Annotated in this window: 12 protein-coding genes and 1 tRNA gene; 5 read left to right on the top strand and 8 right to left on the bottom strand. The window is 63.4% G+C overall.

Annotated elements, in window-relative coordinates; translation table 11 throughout:
• Positions 1 to 81: 81 nt before the first annotated feature.
• Positions 82 to 1,023 (bottom strand): phytanoyl-CoA dioxygenase family protein, encoded by a 942-nt coding sequence (locus DEJ54_RS16955; protein WP_113155588.1) that lies wholly within the window; start codon positions 1,021 to 1,023, stop codon positions 82 to 84.
• A 113-nt stretch (positions 1,024 to 1,136) separates the two neighbouring features.
• On the opposite strand from DEJ54_RS16955, the gene DEJ54_RS16950 reads away from it, so the two are divergent.
• Positions 1,137 to 1,997 carry an AraC family transcriptional regulator gene (locus DEJ54_RS16950; protein WP_113155587.1) on the top strand — a complete coding sequence of 287 codons (861 nt, stop codon included), beginning with the start codon at positions 1,137 to 1,139 and terminating at the stop codon, positions 1,995 to 1,997.
• Between the two features lie 304 nt (positions 1,998 to 2,301).
• Here the strand turns inward: DEJ54_RS16950 and DEJ54_RS16945 are convergent, their stop codons facing one another.
• Together DEJ54_RS16945 and DEJ54_RS16940 are read right to left on the bottom strand one after the other, a co-directional pair.
• Entirely contained in the window at positions 2,302 to 2,859 is a 558-nt protein-coding gene (locus DEJ54_RS16945; RefSeq protein WP_245447607.1) for a BA14K family protein, read from the bottom strand.
• 157 nt (positions 2,860 to 3,016) lie between these two features.
• Positions 3,017 to 3,481: a BA14K family protein gene (locus tag DEJ54_RS16940; protein WP_113155586.1), complete on the bottom strand. Its 465-nt coding sequence runs from the start codon at positions 3,479 to 3,481 to the stop codon at positions 3,017 to 3,019.
• Positions 3,482 to 3,668: 187 nt separating this feature from the next.
• Between DEJ54_RS16940 and DEJ54_RS16935 the strand changes: the two genes are divergently transcribed.
• Entirely contained in the window at positions 3,669 to 4,784 is a 1,116-nt protein-coding gene (locus DEJ54_RS16935; RefSeq protein WP_113156364.1) for an endonuclease/exonuclease/phosphatase family protein, read from the top strand.
• A 61-nt stretch (positions 4,785 to 4,845) separates the two neighbouring features.
• On the opposite strand, the gene DEJ54_RS16930 is transcribed toward DEJ54_RS16935, so the two are convergent.
• Genes DEJ54_RS16930 through DEJ54_RS16920 form a run of 3 tightly spaced genes read right to left on the bottom strand, consistent with a single transcriptional unit; the run spans position 4,846 to position 7,837 of the window.
• The gene (locus tag DEJ54_RS16930; protein ID WP_113155585.1) at positions 4,846 to 6,054 is read right to left on the bottom strand and encodes an ABC transporter permease; all 1,209 of its coding nucleotides are present in this window, start codon (positions 6,052 to 6,054) and stop codon (positions 4,846 to 4,848) included.
• Entirely contained in the window at positions 6,048 to 6,770 is a 723-nt protein-coding gene (locus DEJ54_RS16925) for an ABC transporter ATP-binding protein (protein ID WP_113155584.1), read from the bottom strand. The genes DEJ54_RS16930 and DEJ54_RS16925 overlap by 7 nt, the downstream gene beginning before the upstream one ends.
• Before the next feature lie 2 nt (positions 6,771 to 6,772).
• Positions 6,773 to 7,837: an efflux RND transporter periplasmic adaptor subunit gene (locus DEJ54_RS16920; RefSeq protein WP_162742330.1), complete on the bottom strand. Its 1,065-nt coding sequence runs from the start codon at positions 7,835 to 7,837 to the stop codon at positions 6,773 to 6,775.
• Positions 7,838 to 8,140: 303 nt separating this feature from the next.
• On the opposite strand from DEJ54_RS16920, the gene DEJ54_RS16915 reads away from it, so the two are divergent.
• The 3 genes from DEJ54_RS16915 to DEJ54_RS16905 all read left to right on the top strand — a co-directional run bounded on the left by DEJ54_RS16915 (position 8,141) and on the right by DEJ54_RS16905 (position 10,057).
• Complete coding sequence (locus DEJ54_RS16915) at positions 8,141 to 9,058, top strand: PhzF family phenazine biosynthesis protein (protein ID WP_113155582.1); 918 nt, start codon at positions 8,141 to 8,143, stop codon at positions 9,056 to 9,058.
• Between the two features lie 104 nt (positions 9,059 to 9,162).
• Positions 9,163 to 9,238 (top strand) — tRNA-Lys (locus DEJ54_RS16910).
• A gap of 174 nt (positions 9,239 to 9,412) precedes the next feature.
• A complete protein-coding gene (locus DEJ54_RS16905) occupies positions 9,413 to 10,057 on the top strand; it encodes a protein-L-isoaspartate(D-aspartate) O-methyltransferase (RefSeq protein WP_204360827.1) in 645 nt (214 codons plus the stop codon).
• 223 nt (positions 10,058 to 10,280) lie between these two features.
• On the opposite strand, the gene DEJ54_RS16900 is transcribed toward DEJ54_RS16905, so the two are convergent.
• The gene (locus DEJ54_RS16900; RefSeq protein ID WP_245447605.1) at positions 10,281 to 14,903 is read right to left on the bottom strand and encodes a translocation/assembly module TamB domain-containing protein; all 4,623 of its coding nucleotides are present in this window, start codon (positions 14,901 to 14,903) and stop codon (positions 10,281 to 10,283) included.
• Entirely contained in the window at positions 14,900 to 16,804 is a 1,905-nt protein-coding gene (locus DEJ54_RS16895) for an autotransporter assembly complex family protein (protein ID WP_113155580.1), read from the bottom strand. The genes DEJ54_RS16900 and DEJ54_RS16895 overlap by 4 nt, the downstream gene beginning before the upstream one ends.
• Positions 16,805 to 16,938 lie beyond the last annotated feature (134 nt).

The following is a 16,938-nucleotide window of genomic DNA, read 5'->3' as shown; positions in this document are numbered from 1 at the left end:
GAGCAGCTTAGCGGCCAGTCTACTTGCGGCCCCACCTCCGCTTTCAGCGGAGGTCGCTTTCGAGCCGCGCCAACTCCCCCCTCAATCCCACCCCTTCAAGCCCAAGAGCTTCTCCCCCAGCTCCGTAAGCTTCGCCGTTTTCGCGTTCTTCTTCTCCCATTCGCGCGGGTCGCCGGGGAAGGCGTCGCGTTTGGGGTGGTCGCGTTCGCGCCACAGGCGGATGCGCTCGCGCCGTTCCGCCTCGTTCTCGAACTCGGCCGGATGCATCGACACATATTGCGCCATCCGCACCCGGTCCTTCGAATGGTTGGGCCGCACGCCATGCGCCAGAAGCGAGTTGAAGATCAGGAGGTCGCCGGCTTCCATGTCGATATTGGTGATCGAAAGGCCCGTTATGTCCGGGTGCATCGGGTCGCGGTCGGCGGGCTGGGTCTTCACCCATTCGTCAAAATGCTCGAACAGTTCGGGAATGCACTGGAACCCGCCCACATCGCCGTCCTGCTTCTTCAGGCTCAGCACGCCCTGAACGCCGATGGGCAGCGGGCGGAGCGAGGTGTCGGCGTCCCAGTGGATGAAGCCGTTGGGATTGCCGGGGCTCTTCTTCGGCACGTTCAGATTGGCGCGGTCGATGGTCACCCACAGATCTTCGCGGTCCCATATGTCCACGAAGGCGTCATAGATGCGCGGCTCCATGCGGTTGTCCCACAGATACTGGTGATTGTAGATCTCCAGCATGCCGGTGTTGTTGAGCTCCTTCATCTTGTGCGCGCGGCGCTGCGGGGCATACCAGGTGGAGGGATCGTTCGGGTCTTTCTCGTCGAACGCCCACAGGAGCTCCGCCAGCCGCTCCACATTCTCGCGCGGCACGGCCTGCCGCACGATCACATAGCCCTTGGTGATCCAGTGCTGCCAGTCGTCCTTCGAGAGAACGCGCAGCGGCAGGGTCTTCTCGATGTCCTTGAGCTGTGAGCCGACCTTGGTCGACGAGGGATGCGCATCGCGCTTGATGGCTGCTTCCTGCATGGCTTCCTCCCAGATATCCTGCCTTGCAAGCCTAGCGCGCTTGCGCGGGCGGTGTTGTACTCACATGGCCGATATTGATACTATTCTGGCGTCATGGCCTGTGAGTGCGCTCTATGAGACCGTTTCTGGAAAAGCTGCCCGCCATTCCCGGCGCGTCGTGGAGCCTTTTGAACCGGCGGCTGGAGGAGGGCATTCCCTTCGAGTGGCACCACCATCCCGAATATGAGCTGACGCTGACGCTTAATTCTCAGGGGCAGCGTTTTGTCGGCGATCATGTGGGCGAATATGGCGATGGCGATCTGGTTCTGGTGGGCGCGAACCTGCCGCACACCTGGGCCTCGCGCGCCCGGCCAGACCCCGCGCGCCCGCATGTGGCGCTGGTCATGTGGTTTCGCCATGAATGGGCGCAGGCGCTGGGCGAGGGGTTTGCCGAGTTGCGGCCCATTGCCGGGCTTCTGGCGCGGGCGGAGGCGGGGCTCGCCTTTTCGCCGCAGGCGGCGTCGCGCGCCCGGCCGATGATCGAGGCGCTGTTCGAGGCGGAGCTGGCCGAGCGCTTTCTGGCGCTGGTGCGGGTGCTTCTGGTTCTGGCCGGCGATGACGGGGCCGCGCCGCTGGCGGGCACGGTTGCCGCCCGTGATCTCGACAGCGCCGACCGCGAGCGCATCGACCGCGTGCTGCTCCACATTCACAGGCATTATGCCGCCGGCATCGCCAATGAGGATCTGGCCGGGATCGCGGCGCTCAGCCCGTCCGGCCTGCACCGGCTCTTTCGCCGCCACATGCGCACCAGCATTTCAGACTATGTGATGCGGCTGCGCATCGGCGAGGCGTGCGCCAGGCTTTCATCCGGCGATCAGCCCATCGGCCATGTGGCCGAGGCTGTCGGCTATCGCGCTTTGGCCAATTTCAACCGCCAGTTCAAGGCGCTGCGCGGCATGACGCCACGCGCCTATCGCGCACTCTTTCGCGGCTGATGGGTGGGTGGGGGCTTTCGGGGAAGTCGAGCACTGTGAAAGGTCTGATACGCCATCAGTGATGCACAGTGCATGATGGCGCGTTGCAATGATGTTGTGCGTGGTTCGACAAGCTCACCATGAGGGAGGGGGGATCGCTGCAGTCCTGTTGACAAAGCCCCGGAACCAAACGCTTCTGCAAGCCTCTACCCATCCCTCATGGTGAGCTTGTCGAACCACGCACAACGCTGCTGCAACAGGACCGAACACGCCTGGAAATCCTAATGCATCCCACGTCGTGGCACCCGACCGGGCCAATCGCGCCCTAACGCCCATAAGGCGAAACACACACTCTGCGCGCCCCTTTATAAGGCTGGAACGTGTTGTCGTGCGCGCGGTAGGAGCGATAGCGGTCGTGACACCAGGCAAGATGCGTCGCGCGGGCGTCGTGGCCGGGATAGGCCCGCCTTGCGGTGCGGCGCTGCTCCGGCTGCCGTTCATACCGCCAGTGAAAGCTGCGCGCGCCATGGCGCGGGCGCAGGATCGGCCGGCCGGGGCCGTAGACATCGTTGAAGCCGTAGAATTCGCCGGCGAAGCGGCCATGGGGATCGTGCCAGCGTGACCAGAAGGGCACGGCACGGTCGCGCCAGCGGCGTTCGTGGGGGCAGCGCTCGCGCCAGTGCCGGCGGTGTGCTTCGCCAAGCGTGAGCTGCATGCGGCCCGGAAACAGCCGGCGCATGGCGCGGCGCTCGTTCCAGCCATCGGCCCAGCCATCGGCGCAGGCGCGGTCCGCATCCGCCCAGCCGACGAGGCTGCCGGCAGAAGTCGTCTCTACACCGAGCAGGCAAAACAGGGCAATCAGGATAAGTCTCAGATGAAACATGAGGCGCAACTCCAGGGTGACGTCCTGAAGCCTATGCGTGCCGTTTCGATTTAAAAGTCTGATTGTATTCAGACTTTTTGAAAATTCAGATTGCCCGGGTGAACGAAAAATGGCGCGGCTCTCGCCGCGCCATTTCGTGTTCCGTCAGACCGGTGCCCTAGCGGTAATAGGGCGAGATGCAGCGCTTGCGCGGGCCGTGATAGGGCTGGAACGTGTTGTCCGACGCGCGATAGGAGCGGTAGCGGTCATAGCACCAGTTCACATGTGCGCGCGAAAGCCTTACCGGCCGGCGATACTGCGGCGGGCGCACATAGCGCGGACGGTAGTAATACGGGGCAGGGCGGCCGAACTCGAAATAGAAGCCGGCGCTTGGGCCCCTTCTGTGCCAGTCGCGGCGGTTGTGGCGGTGCCGCCATTTGCGACGGTCATTGTGCCTGCGCCAGTTCCGGCGCTCGCGGCGGTCAACCTGCACGACGGGCGCCTGCGTTGCAGAGCGCTCGACCGCGTTTGTCGTCGCGCTGCCGGCAATGCCCAGTGCATTGGCGTTGGCCGGTGCGCCGATGACGGCGAAGCCTAACGCAAGCAGCCCCGAACAGGCGATGTTGACGAGATTGCGTTTCATGATGGTCTCCTGTTTTCAGGCGCCCCCAAGATGCCCTTCAACCCCATTTTTCAAGAATTGTTGCATGTGCTGATGGTATCATAACCAATCATATCCACCATGAACGCGTGATGAATGAGACGGTTGCGAGAGGGGGGCGTCAAAACGCGGGCTTGTATTCATCGCCATGCCGGTTAAACGTGCATGCATGTCCCTCCGCCTTGCCACATTCAACGTCGAAAACCTGATGAACCGGTTCGATTTCTCCGGTTTCCGCAATGATCTGCGCAGGGATCGCGCCCTCGCGCTCTATGAGATCGAGGACGAGGCGCATTACCGTGCGCTTGAACAGGCCCGCGCCATTGCGCTGACGGATGATGCGCGCCAGCTGACGGCGCTGGCCATTGCCGCAACGCGCGCGGACATTCTGTGCCTTCAGGAGGTCGACAATCTCGCAGCGCTCAAGGCGTTCGAATATGGCTATCTGTTCAAGATGATCGGCAATGGCTACCGGGAGAAATATTCCGCTTCCGGCAATGATTCCCGCGGCATTGATGTGGCGGTGATGATGCGGCCGGAAACGGCGCATGGCCAGCCCATCGAGTTCGTGCGCATGACCAGCCATGCGCATCTGACCTTCGCCGATCTCGATCTGCACAATGAGGAACTGGCCGAACTTGGCATTGAGCCGCATGAGCGCATTTTCCGGCGCGATTGTCTGGAGCTGGACATCAAGGTCGGTGGCCGGCCGCTCACGCTTTATGTGGTGCATTTCAAGGCGATGAGCCCGCCGCGCAATGGCATGGACGGGCGCACGGCTTCCATGCCGGTGCGCATGGCCGAAGCGGCGGCGGTGCGGCACATCATCGAGCAGCGTTTTGGCGGTGCTGAACGGGCGGCGGAAAAGCGCTGGGTCATTTGCGGCGATCTCAACGATTATCGCGAGCGCGTCATCATCACCGGTGAGGCGCATCTGGGCTATCGGTTCGAGCCGGCGACGGAAGAACAATCGAGCGTCAATGCGCTGACCGCGGGCGATTTCTGCGAAAACCTCGTGGAGCGTCGCCCGGAAATGGACCGCTGGACGCTCTATCACACGCGCGGGCCGGAAGAGCGGCATCTGTGCCAGCTCGACTATCTTCTGGCGTCGCGGGCGCTCGCCCGCCACAACACGCGGGCCGTGCCGGAGATCATCCGCGCCGGCCAGCCCTGGCGCACCATCTTTCCGCCCGAGCAGGATGTGCCGCGTTTCCCGCGCGTCGGCTGGGACCGCCCCAAGGCATCCGATCATTGCCCGGTCGTGGTTCAGCTCGACATCGCCTGATCGAGAGCGTTTTTGCGCAATTCCGGACGGAAATCCGGTGTCCACTTTTCCCAAAATTGCTCTATTCGTGCCGCAGGGCCTCGATCGGGTCTAGCCGCGCGCCGCGCAGCGCCGGGAAAAAGCCGAAAACGATGCCGATGGCGATGGAGATGGCCGTGATGGCGGCAATGTCGGCAAGGCCGGGCGCGAAGTGCACCCCCATCAGTGTGGTCACGCCCCATGCGATGGCGAGCCCAAGCGCTATGCCGGTCAGGCCGCCCAGCAGCGACAGCACGGAAGCCTCGGTCAGAAACTGCACCAGAATGTCCCGCTGACGCGCGCCTATCGCCATGCGGATGCCGATCTCCCGTGTGCGCTCGGTGACCGAGACCAGCATGATGTTCATGATGCCGATGCCGCCCACCAGAAGGCTGATGGCGGCGATAGCGCTCAGAAACGCCGTGATGCTGCCGACGAGCGCGTTTGTCTGCTCTATGTATTCGGCCATGTCATCGACCTGAAAATCGTCATTGCGACCGGGGCCTATGCGGCGCAGATTGCGCATTTCCTGCGTGATCTGGGCTTTCAGCGGTTCGATTGCGGCCTGGTTTGGCGCATTGATCAATATTTCATTGATTTCCGTCTTGCCGCTGAGCCGGGTCTGGAACAGGCCGAGCGGGACATAGACCTGCATGTCCTGCTGGCCGGAGAAGGAAGAGCCTCTCGCGCTCAGCTCGCCGACCACCCTGCAATGCGCCGGGCCGATCCTGATGCGTGCGCTTAGCGCACTCTCCTGGCCGAACAGCGCTTTTGAAACCTGGCTGCCGATAACGCAGACGCTGGCGCTGCTCTCGGCTTCCACGGGCGAAAACAGGCGACCACGTCCAAGCTTCCATTCGCGTTGCAGGAAGTGATTTTCGCTGGCACCCGTGACCTGCGCAGAAACGCTTCGCGCACCAAAAGAGGCGCGCATACTGGTCGTGGCGACGGCCGCGACAATGGCCTGACTGCCAATGGCCTTTTCGAGGCCGTTGAAATGCGCATTGGTGAGTGGTTTGGCCTCGTTTATTACCGGAGCCGAGGGATCTGGCCGTTCGCCTGCGAACACGAAGATGAGGCGGCTGCCCATATTCGCCATTCCCGCATTTATGTGTTCGCGTGCGCCTCCGCCGATGGTGAGAAGCGCGATCACTGCGGCAACGCCGATGATCACGCCAAGAAGCGTGAGCAGCGAGCGCAGCTTGTTGCGAGCGATGGAGCGCAGCGCAAGCAGAATCGACTGCATCAGCATGACGCCGCATCCCCCGTGGCGCTGTCGAAGGCGATGCGCCCGTCGCGAAACCCGATCTGCCGACCGGCGAATGCCGCGATGTCCGGCTCATGCGTCACCATCACGATTGTGAGCCCGTGTTCGCGGTTGAGCGCGGTCAGAAGCTCCATGATCTCATGGCTGCGTTCGGTGTCGAGATTGCCGGTCGGCTCGTCCGCCAGAAGGAGTGTGGGTTCCGAAACCAGTGCGCGCGCAATCGCCACGCGCTGCTGCTGTCCGCCGGAAAGCTCGTTTGGTGTGTGGTGGCCACGGCCTTCAAGCCCCACTTGCAGGAGCGCTTCTTCCGCGAGTTCCTGCCGGGTGCGCCTTGGCAGGCCCCGATAGATAAGGGGGAGCTCGATGTTTTCCAGCGCCGTGGTGCGGGGCAGGAGATTGTAGCCCTGGAAGACGAAGCCGATATGCCGGTTGCGCAGGTCGGCGCGGCGGGGCTTGTCGAACGTGCCGGCATCTTCGCCCATGAAGTGGTACGCGCCACCCGTCGGCACGTCGAGCGCGCCCAGAATGTTCATCGCGGTCGATTTTCCCGAGCCCGAGGGGCCGGTCACCGCCACGAAGGAGCCACGGGCAATGTCAAAGCTCGCGCCGGCCAGCGCATGCACCTGCGTGTCTCCGGCGCCATAGCTGCGCCAGACGGCCTCGAAGGCGATGAGCGGCGTGCTCGCGCTTTCGGCGTCCATCGCTATTGCGTGTGCAGCGCATCGCCAGTGATGACGCGCTGCCCCTCTGTTAGGCCGGAAAGAACCTCCGCTTTCTCCCAGTTGCGCACCCCGAGCTCCACGCGCACCGGCTGCGGCTCTCCATCCTCTCCGAGCACATGAACGAGCGCCTTGCCCGGTGCGTCTTCGGCGTTCGTTTCCTCGGAGCTTTCGGGCTCAACCGTCTGCGGCCGATAGCGCAGCGCGCTGGTGGGGATCAGAAGCGCATTTGTCGTTTCGTCGGTGGTGATCGACACGGATGCGGTCATCCCCGGCCTGAGCTTCAGGTCGTCATTGCGCACATCCAGATTGGCTTCATAGGTCACGAGATTGTTTTCGCGCCGGTGTGCGAACGACACGTCACGGATCGTCGCTCTGAAGGTGCGATCGGGATAGGCGTCCACCAGAAAGGTTGCTTCCTGTCCCTCGGCAATCGATCCGATATCGGCTTCGTTCACCTTGGCGATGAGTTCCATCCTTTCCAGGTCCTCGGCAAGGATGAACAGCACGCTGTCTTCCGAAGATGCATAGACGGTGCGGCCGGGTTCGGCCTTTCTCGCCAGCACGATGCCATCAATGGGCGAGCGGATCCTGCTGCGGCTCAGGTCGAAGCGCCGGAGTTTCAGATCCACCTGCTTGACCGCAAGATCGGCCTTGGCTGTCTCGACGCGGTTGGCGGCGCGGTTTCGCTCGGCCTGCACGTCTTCCAGCTTCTGCTCGCTGAGCGCATTGCGATGGCGCAGCGCCTTTGCGCGGGTGAGCTTCTGGTCGGTTTCTTCAAGGGCGATCATCGCATCGGAAAGGCTCGCCTCGGCGGCTTCGACCAGTGCGGCCGAGCGCTCCAGCTCATACTCGAATATGGTGGAATCAAGCTGGATGAGGATATCGCCGCGTTTCACGCGCTGGTTCTGCATCACGGGGACGGACTGCACCGTTCCTTTCAGCTCACTGGAGATCTGGATCTGCGTGCGCGGCCGCAAGACGGCGGTCGTCGCCACGCGCGCCACCAGATCGCCGCGTTCCACCGGCTGGCTCATATAGCCTGCCATCGTCTGGCCGGATTGCGCGCCGGCGAAAAACCATGCGCCGGTCGCAAGGAGCCCGGCGACTGGCAGCGCTAGCGGCCATCGGCGTTTTTTTCTCTGGGAAGGCTTGGCTTTTTGGCTAGTGCCTCGAACATGCGTCGATGCGATCGCCTGTGGATCGCTGCCTGTCTTTTTCATGGACCCATCGCAGCATTGAGCGCGCGCCTGTGATCTTAACGTGGTAACAGGAAAGTGGACAAAAGATGGCAGGAAACTGGACGAGAGCACTCTTTCGCTCCGGGCAGTGCATTTTTATCTGGAGGCAGGATGAACGGGCGAAACTATTATATTTATGACGTTTTTTCCGCCGAGGCCCTCACGGGAAACCCGCTGGCCATCGTTCTTGACAGCGAAGGGTTGGATGACGCGGCCATGCAGCGGATCGCCGGCGAGTTCAATCTTTCCGAGACCGTGTTCGTCTTTCCACCTGACGAAAAGAACCACGCCGCCAGACTGCGCATCTTCACGCCGGGGTGTGAACTGCCCTTTGCCGGCCATCCCACGGTGGGCACGGCCATTGCCCTGGCGGAACGGGCGGGCGAAGGGCAGGAGCGCGCGCAGACTTCGATTCTTATGCTGGAAGAGACGGTCGGGCCGGTGCGCTGCGCTGTGTCGCTCGGCGCGCAGGCCGCTTATGCCGAATTCGACCTGCCGAAGCTTCCCGAACCCGTGGCAGGTTCTTTTGAGCCGGAGGCGGTGGCGGCCGCACTTGGGCTCGGCCATCACGAGATCGGTTTTGAGAACCACGTTGTTGGCGTGTGGAGCGCTGGCGTTCCCTATGTCTGCGTGCCGGTCGCCAATCTCGATGTGGCCGCGCGCGCCAGGTTCGATCCGGCGCTCTGGTCCTCTCTGGTGCCGGAGCTGAACGGGCGCGTGGCCAATCCCTATGTCTATTGCCGCGAGACGGTGAATCACGATCACGCCTTTCATGCCCGCATGTTCGGCAATGATCTGGGAATCAGTGAAGATCCGGCCACGGGATCGGCCGCAGCAGCCTTTGCCGGCGCAATAATGCGCCATGACGCGCTTGTGGACGGCGCGCACGGCTTTCTGATCGAGCAGGGGCTGGAAATGGGCCGTCCATCGAGCATACGCCTTGAAATTGAAGCGTTTGCGGGCCGTATCGAGGCTGCCCGGATCGGTGGTCAGGCGGTTCGCGTGGCGGAGGGAAGGCTGTTCATTTGAGAAAAGTGACAAACCCGTGTCAGAGTGTCTTGCCAGCTTGAGAAAAACCCTTTAAGGAGCCGGTCATTCGGTTGACGGCAACTTCTTCGCCGCACGGATCGGTCGGGTGATTAGCTCAGTTGGTAGAGCAGCTGACTCTTAATCAGCGGGTCACAGGTTCGAGCCCTGTATCACCCACCAATCTTCCTTCAAAGTTGAAAAAGAACCTCTCTTTAGGTCTTCGCCGCACGTTTGTGGCCAAGCTCAGATCACATCCAACTATGGACGTTGCAGCCCTTTTGGCGACATTATAGGGATTGTGGAACCAATCCTTGATCGAGCCGGGCAGGCGTGAGCAGAGACGACGACACAGACATGCAGACAGTGCGCCGCGCAGAGATGCTGGCGGTGCTCAGGCGGCGCGGTATTGCCTCCGAAGCGGTTCTGGACGCCATGGCGCAGGTGCCGCGCGAACGCTTCGTTCCCGATCATCTCGCCGAACTCGCCTATGAAGACGGGGCCCTGCCCATTGGCGACGGGCAGACCATTTCCCAACCCTATATCGTTGCCCTGATGACGGAAGCGGCGGAGCTCGGGCCTGAAAGCCGGGTTCTCGAAGTGGGCACGGGGTCTGGCTACTCCACCGCAATCCTCTCTCTGCTCGCCGGCCACGTCTTTTCGATCGAGCGACATGACACGCTTGCCACAGCCGCCCGCGAGCGGCTGGAGACGGGCGGTTATCTCGACAATGTCACGCTTTCCGTGGGCGATGGAACGCTCGGGCTTCCCGAGAAAGCGCCGTTTGATGCGATCATCATCGCTGCGGCCGGGCCACGTGTGCCGGAGGCGCTGCGCGCGCAGCTTGCCATGGGCGGGCGGCTGATCATGCCCGTCGGCTCCGCCTCCGGTCCCCAGAAGCTGACATGCGTGACGCGGGACGGGGAGGAGAACTTCCGCACCGAGGATCTCGCGCCGGTGTCCTTCGTGCCGCTCATCGGCGCACAGGGCTGGCAGCGCTGAGACGGTCTCACGCGCGGGTGTTCGTGCGCGTTCGATAAAATTGAAACGGTGCGGAACCTTTGCGGGGCGTGTGTGTTCTTGCTCCAGGCGCGCGCCCCACCATCCCCCCGACCCGAACCATGCGCGCCGATTGCCGGCCAGTTTTCTGGCCGGCTTTCTTTTTGCTCTGGCGGCTACTTAGGGTCAGCACCCATGAATATTGCCGCAATGGACGCAGGGCGGCCTAATAGTCCTTCTCGAAGAAGATGCCGACGCTCGAATCGCCATCGGAGCCGAGCGAGCCGCGCGCCTTCAGGTCTTCGGTGATGTCCAGATTGACCGTACCGCGCGTCGTGCCCTTCGCACCGGCCTCCACGCCCAGATAGATGTTGTCCTGAATGTAGCGCCCGGCGCGCACCGCCGCGTTGCCTTCACTGTCGGTGATCACATCCAGGTCATCAAGCCCGGTGGCGTTGCGCAGCGAGCCGAGAAGCGACGTGTTGGCGCCGCCGGCAAGCTCCGCCGCCGCTGCGGCCAACTGTGCGATCTGCACGGCGGACAGCTCGTTCACGCCGCGATTGAAGATCAGTCGGGCGAGCACTTCGTCTTCCGGCAGCTCCGGCTGCGAGGAGAACGAGATGTTGAGATCGGAAACACGGCCACGCACATTGATGAAGACGATGATGTCATTGCCGCGCGAGCGGGCGACGAAGTTGAGCTGCGGGTCGAGATCGCCAACCAGCGTGACTTCGCCTTCATCGAAGGTGATGCGCTGGCCGATGATGGAGAGGCGGCCGCGAATGAGCTTGAAGCCGCCGACCGGCTGGATGTTGGTGACCGGGCCGGTAAGGCGAACCGAACCGCCAAGCTCGGCGTCGAGGCCGCGGCCGCGCACGAAGATGCGGGCAGGGGCCGTGACATTGACGTTCAGCCGCATCACGCTCGGTCGCGCGGTTGGCATCGGCGTGCCGTCGTCGGCGCGGGCGCGTTCAAGCGTGAGCGCCACCGCGCGGGGCGGATCGACATGGCGCACATTGATGGCCGCCGCGCCGCCGCCCAGATTTTCCGGGACGATGATTTCGGCGCGCTCGATATTGACCTCGCCGGCCAGAAGCGGATCACGGGTGAGGGCGCCTGTCAGCGACAGTGCGCCATCCACCGTGGCGGTCACCATCTCGCCATCCGTGTGGCGGGCATTGTCGAGGCTGATCCTCAGATCGGCGGGGAAGCCGGCCTGTGGATTGGTCGACACCGTTCCGGAAACGGAAACCCGGCCGCCGGCGGCAAGTGCTGCCGAACCTTCGGTGATCGACACGCGGTCGCCTGTCAGCGTGGCGGCAAGCCGCACATCATTGACGCGCAGATTGGTGAGCGGATCGACGGCTGCTGCATTGGCGGTGGAGATCGTGCCGTTGATCACCGGATTGGAGAGCGCGCCCGAAACCCGCACATCCGCTGTTGCCGTGCCGGAAAGCTGGGTGCCGCGTGTCGCAAGCATGCGGTTGGCGATGGACAGCGGCGCGGTGCCCGACACATTGATGCCGAGGCCCGAGCCCGAAAGGGGCACGCTGCCGCTGGCCTGAATGGCGAGACCATTGGGATCATTGGCGGTGAGGCTTGCAAGCTGCACCGTATTGCGGGCGAAGCTGCCATTGGCGGCAAGCTGCAGCGGGCCGAGGCCGGCGCTTGCCAGCGGCGCTGCATTCAGGCCGGAGGCGCGGACATCGAAGCGCGCTTCAGGCGCATTGAGCCTGCCGGTCACGCGGGCATTGCCCGTCACCTGGCCGGCCAGGTTCTGTCCCTTCACCACGCGGTTGAGCGCGGCCAGCGGGAAGGCGTTCAGCGCCACATCCATGGCAAGCTGGCTGTCATCGAAGGGCACGACGCCCCTCGCGGAAGCGTTGAGACCTTCGGGACTGGTGATGCTGGTGTTCACATTGAGGCGGTTGCCGTCCGTCGTGCCGGAGGCGTCCACGGTCAGCATGCTCAGGCCAGCCTGCTGAAGCATGGAGGAGGTGATGCTGCGGCCAGCAACATCGAATGTGACCATCGGCTTCGCGCGTGTGCCCTTGATGTCGGCTTTGCCGTTCAGCGTACCGCCGAGACCGAGATCCGGCTGGATCGTGTTCGCGATGGAGAGCGGTACATTGGCGAGATCGACGGCCAGGTCGAGGCTATTGGCAACCTTGCCGCTGGCACTGATGCGGCCGCCCGCAACGTCTATTTCCAGCGGATCCAGCGTGTAGCTTGAGCCCTGAACCAGCAGGGAGGTGGCGTTGACGAGACGCGCGCTAATAGCTCCCTGATCGAGTGTGAGACGGTCGAGGCTCACCCGAAAACCTTCGCCCTCGGGCGCGAGCGCTCCCTTTGTGGCGAGCTTCGTGCCCTGATCGAGAAGGGCGGAGCCTTCAAACTGGGTGGAGTCGCCTTCCTGCCGTGCACTGGCGTCCAGCCGCGTGATGCCGATGCCACCGGCGGTGATGTCGTCGGCAGAGATCTCGCCCACCGCTGCGGGCACGCCGAACAGATCTTCGATCGTGGCGGCGATCTCCGCGTTCGAGACGCGCGTCTTATCGATCTCCAGATTGCGGACCGTCGCATTGATGTCGGCCGTCTGGCTGTCATTCACCGGTGAGAGCGAAATTTCGGCGTTCACGCTGCCGCTCGCCTCGCGCAGCAGCAGTGCTGCGGCGGTGGAGATGTCAGCGGCGTCAATGTTCAGCCGGCCGTCGATCAGGTTCTTCTGAACATCCTGAATGACATTGCCCGTTGCGCTTGCGCCGCCGGCGCGGAAGCTCAGTTCCGTCAGTTGGCGCTGCGTGTCGTCAAGCACGATGTGGCTCGCCAGTTCAACGCGTTCGCCGGCGAGGAAGGCCGTGCCGTCCACCTGACCGGTGAGCACCTGCTTCTCCAGCTGCCCGGTGAAGCCAAGCGCGGCTTCGGTCAGTGCGCGGCCCGCGAGGCTGCCGCTCGGGGCGTCGGCCTTGAAGGTCAGGTTGATGCGTCCTTCCGCGCCCTGGGCGCGGCCGGTGGCCGTCAGGCGTCCCGACGCCTCCTTCGAGAGGAGCGCCATGTCTTCCAGAGCGGCGTCGAAGGTGAAATTGGCCTTGCCGGTGGCGAAATTGCCGTCGGCGTTCAGCGTCAGCTGGTCATTGGCCAGGCGCAGCTTGCGCGCCGTCAGCCCGTCGGCGCCGCGCGCCACGCCGCCATCGATGCGGGTCGTGCCGGCCAGAAGATTGCCCGCCATCTCGTTTTCGATGCGCAGATCGGTCGCCGTGCCATCAAGGTCGAGATCGAATGCGCCGCTGATCGGGCGCACCGTGCCGCTTGCCTTGAGGTCGACCGCGCCTGCAAGTTCCTGATCGGCAAGGCCGGAGAAGGGCGCGATGTCCTCGGCACTGAGCAGGATGTCGCCGGTAAAGGCGAACTCATCGATCTGTCCGCGCAGGGCGGTTTCCAGCCCGTTGCCCGAAATGCTGGCATTCTCCAGCATGACCGGATTGCCGGCCCGCCAGTCCCCCTTGACCGCGATATCCAGCGCATCACCCAGCGCTTTGGCGATCTTGGCCTGCTTTGCGGTGATGCCGGAAAGGCCGCCATCGACGTCAAAGCTGATGCGGCGGTTTTCTGCATTGTTCAGGTTCTGGGCAAGCCCGCCCATGACGAGCTCTGTCCGGCCGGCAGCGAATTCCGAGGTCTGAAGACCGTCAATCGCCAGATTGCCGCGCCAGCGCTCGGAGCCGGCTTCGCCAAAGGTCACATTGAGGTTTGCAGTCTGCAACGAGGTTTCGCCGCCCGAAACGGGCAGGAGGACGCGCTTGCCATTGGGGTCGGCCACGCTGGCGCTCAGCGAAAGAGCGGTCAGGAAGTGGTCGCTGCCGGTTTCGGCTGCTGCCTCGATGCGCATGGAGGCGCTGGAGATCTGAAGGTTCTCAAGCAGAACGCCGCCGCCCGTCTTGGACACGCCGCTCACATTGATGTGTGTGCCTGCGCCGAAGAAGTCGCGGAACTGGGCCGGAACCAGCCGGCCGATGGCGCCGGCGAGCCTTGCCGAGAAGCCAAGGCCCTCGTCACGCTCGCGGAGACGCGCCGTGCCGCCAAAGGCGGGCACACCATCGGCTTCCAGCGCCAGCTTGATGTCCAGATCGCTGAGCGGGCCGTTGCCGGCAATGGTCAGTTTCAGCGGCGGGCGTCCCTGCACGTTAAGCAGGTTGGCGACAACGCCGTCTGCGGGCTCGTCGAGCACGAGGTCGAGGTCGAGAACTTCCGTTTCGTTGGAGAAAGCCGCCTTCAGGGCGAACTGCCCGCCGGGACCATCGAGGCGCTTGACGTCGAAATTCGTGTCCAGCGTTCCGCTGGCAATTCTGAGCGCACCGGTAAGCGACAGTTCGGCGGCGAGGCCGAACACATCGTGGCCGAAAGTTGCCTTCGGGATTTCCAGCTGTTCCAGATTGATCGCCAGCGGCAGTTCGGGAACCTGGAACGAGCGCGATTCAGGGGAGGGCAGGGCCGTTTCATCCGGCAGCGGCCGGCGCGTCACCTCGATGCTCTCTGCGGCGAGCCTCTGCACCTCAAGGCGCTGCCGCAGAATCAGGGTCGAGCGGCTCCAGTTGATCGACGCATTCTGAAGGCGAAGCCAGACGCCTTCGCGGTCGGCGATGGTGATCTCGCCAATGGTCGCCTGCGAGGAGAGCGCCCCGCGAATGCCCGAAATGCGGATCTGCCGGTTCGGTGTTGAGAGCTGGTTTTCAAGCAGCCGCGTCAGGAAAGAGCGCTCCTCTTCGGGCGTGCTTTCGCTCGGCGTGTCCTGCGCCATGGCCGGCAGCAGGAGGAGAAGGAGGCTGAGGGCGGCGAGGAGGCGGATCAAAATGCTTGTCCTATCCCGACATAGAAGGCGACGCTCGGATCGTCGTTGCGCCGGTCAAGCGGCACGGCGACATCCAGGCGCACGGGGCCAAGAGGTGTGAGGTAACGCAGGCCGGCGCCGACGCCGATCCTGACATCCTGATTGAAATCCGGGAACGATTCAGCGCCGACCAGACCGGCATCGACAAAGCCGACAAGGCCGATACTGTCGGTCACGCGGGCGCGCAGCTCGGCCGATGCCTCCATCAGAGAGCGTCCGCCAGCCACGCCATTGGGCGTGTCGACACCGATATTGCGATAGGCGTAGCCGCGCACCGAACCGCCGCCGCCTGCGAAGAACAGCTTGTCGGGCGGCGTTTCGGAGATGGGGGCGCCCACGAGTGAACCGAGCTTGGCGCGGCCGGCCGCCACAAAGCGCCCGTCGCTGCCGAAATCGTAATAGGCCCGGCCTTCCAGCATCATGCGTGCCGCCAGATTGCCGTATTCCATCTCGTAGAACGGGTCGAGCGAGGCTTCAGCGAAGAAGCCTTCCGTCGCGTCGGCCGGATTGTCGCGGCTGTCATAGGTGACCGTGCCCGAAAGCCCCACCGTCAGGAAATCGCGTGTGCCGAAATCGTCGTCGAAGCGCGCCCGGTCCACATTCGCAAAGAGGCTGCCCGAAAGCTCTTCGTTGAATTCATGGTGGAAACCGGCCTGCGCGGTCACGCTGGTGCGGGTGTAGCGCTCCAGAACCTCGCGGTCGCCGAAGACGGACGCCTGAAAGTCCGTGTCGGGCGTGTAGACGCCGGGTTTGGTGAACGATGCGCCAACCCGATAGGTCAGGTCTTCCGGCTTGAACGTGTTGCCGATGCCCAGCACCTTGCCTTCGAAGCGCAGGCGCTCGGCACGGCCGAACAGATTGCGATGCATCCAGTAGGCTTCCACGCCGAGACCGTCGAGCGTGGAATAGGTGCCGCCCACGCCAAAGCGGCGCGGCAGACGTTCCTGAACGCTGACCGAAAGAGGCAGGGAACCATCCTGCTTGATCTCTTCTGCTTCCTCGATGCGGGCGGAACGGAAGACATCAAGCCTTGCAAGGCGCTTTTTGGCGCGTTCCAGATCGTTTGGATTGTACTCGCGGCCGGGAACGATGCCTGTCTGGCGCGCCACGAACTCCGGGTCCATGCGCTCGGTCCCGCTGACCGATACCTCTCCATAGACGGCGCTGCGGCCGGGCTCCATGGTCAGAACCGCATCCACCGTGCTGGTCCTGTGCTCTGCCGTCACCTGCTGGTTGCCGATTTTCGCCTTTGGGTGCCCCTGATAGCGCCAGGCTTCGACCGCCAGGCGTCCGGCTTGGAGGATCGTTCCCGAACGGGCAATTTCGCCGGTGAGGAAGCCTTCCCTGGCCGGGTCTTCGACGCGGTCCCTGCGCCTTTTGGCAGGCGGGGCCTGATTGATGATCTGTGCCTGTCCGAAGCGGAAGACAGGGCCGGGGTCCACCTCGACCCGCACATTGGCCGGATTGGCAATGTTTGCGTCGATGGGGAGTTCGGAGACTTCCCTGCCGTCGATCGTGATCGTGATCGAACCGCCATAGAGCGCTGATCCATAAAGCGTGTTCAGGATGCGGCGGTAATCACCGCGCGCCCTGACGATGAGGCCGGCAGCGCCGGAGGCCGGTCTTTCCCGGTCGGCCCATAGAGTTGAAGAACCCTTGAGCGACTTTTCGACATCCTCGAAACCATAGGGAACGACGAAGTCGACCGTGTAATTCCACGGTTCGCCAATGGTCTCGTTTTCCTCGGCGACCTTGTCCTTGCCAAAGAGTTTGATGCCGAACAGCTCGAAAGCGTCGGCGGGAGCGGTCGTGAAGGCGAGCATGAGCGAGAGCGCAAGAGGCCCCTGCAAACGCCGACCCATCGACGACTTGACGTCGATCCTACTCAAACCCGTCTCCCATTCTCGAGCCGAGTGTCGGCCATCGGTCTTGCCGTGACGTTAACGTCTCACGCTCTCACTGTGCAGAATATCGAGGTTAAATCACAAACAACGAT

This window comes from Nitratireductor sp. OM-1, assembly GCF_003296175.1.
GTDB lineage: Bacteria > Pseudomonadota > Alphaproteobacteria > Rhizobiales > Rhizobiaceae > Nitratireductor > Nitratireductor aquimarinus.
This window is presented reverse-complemented; position numbering and strand designations above follow the sequence as displayed.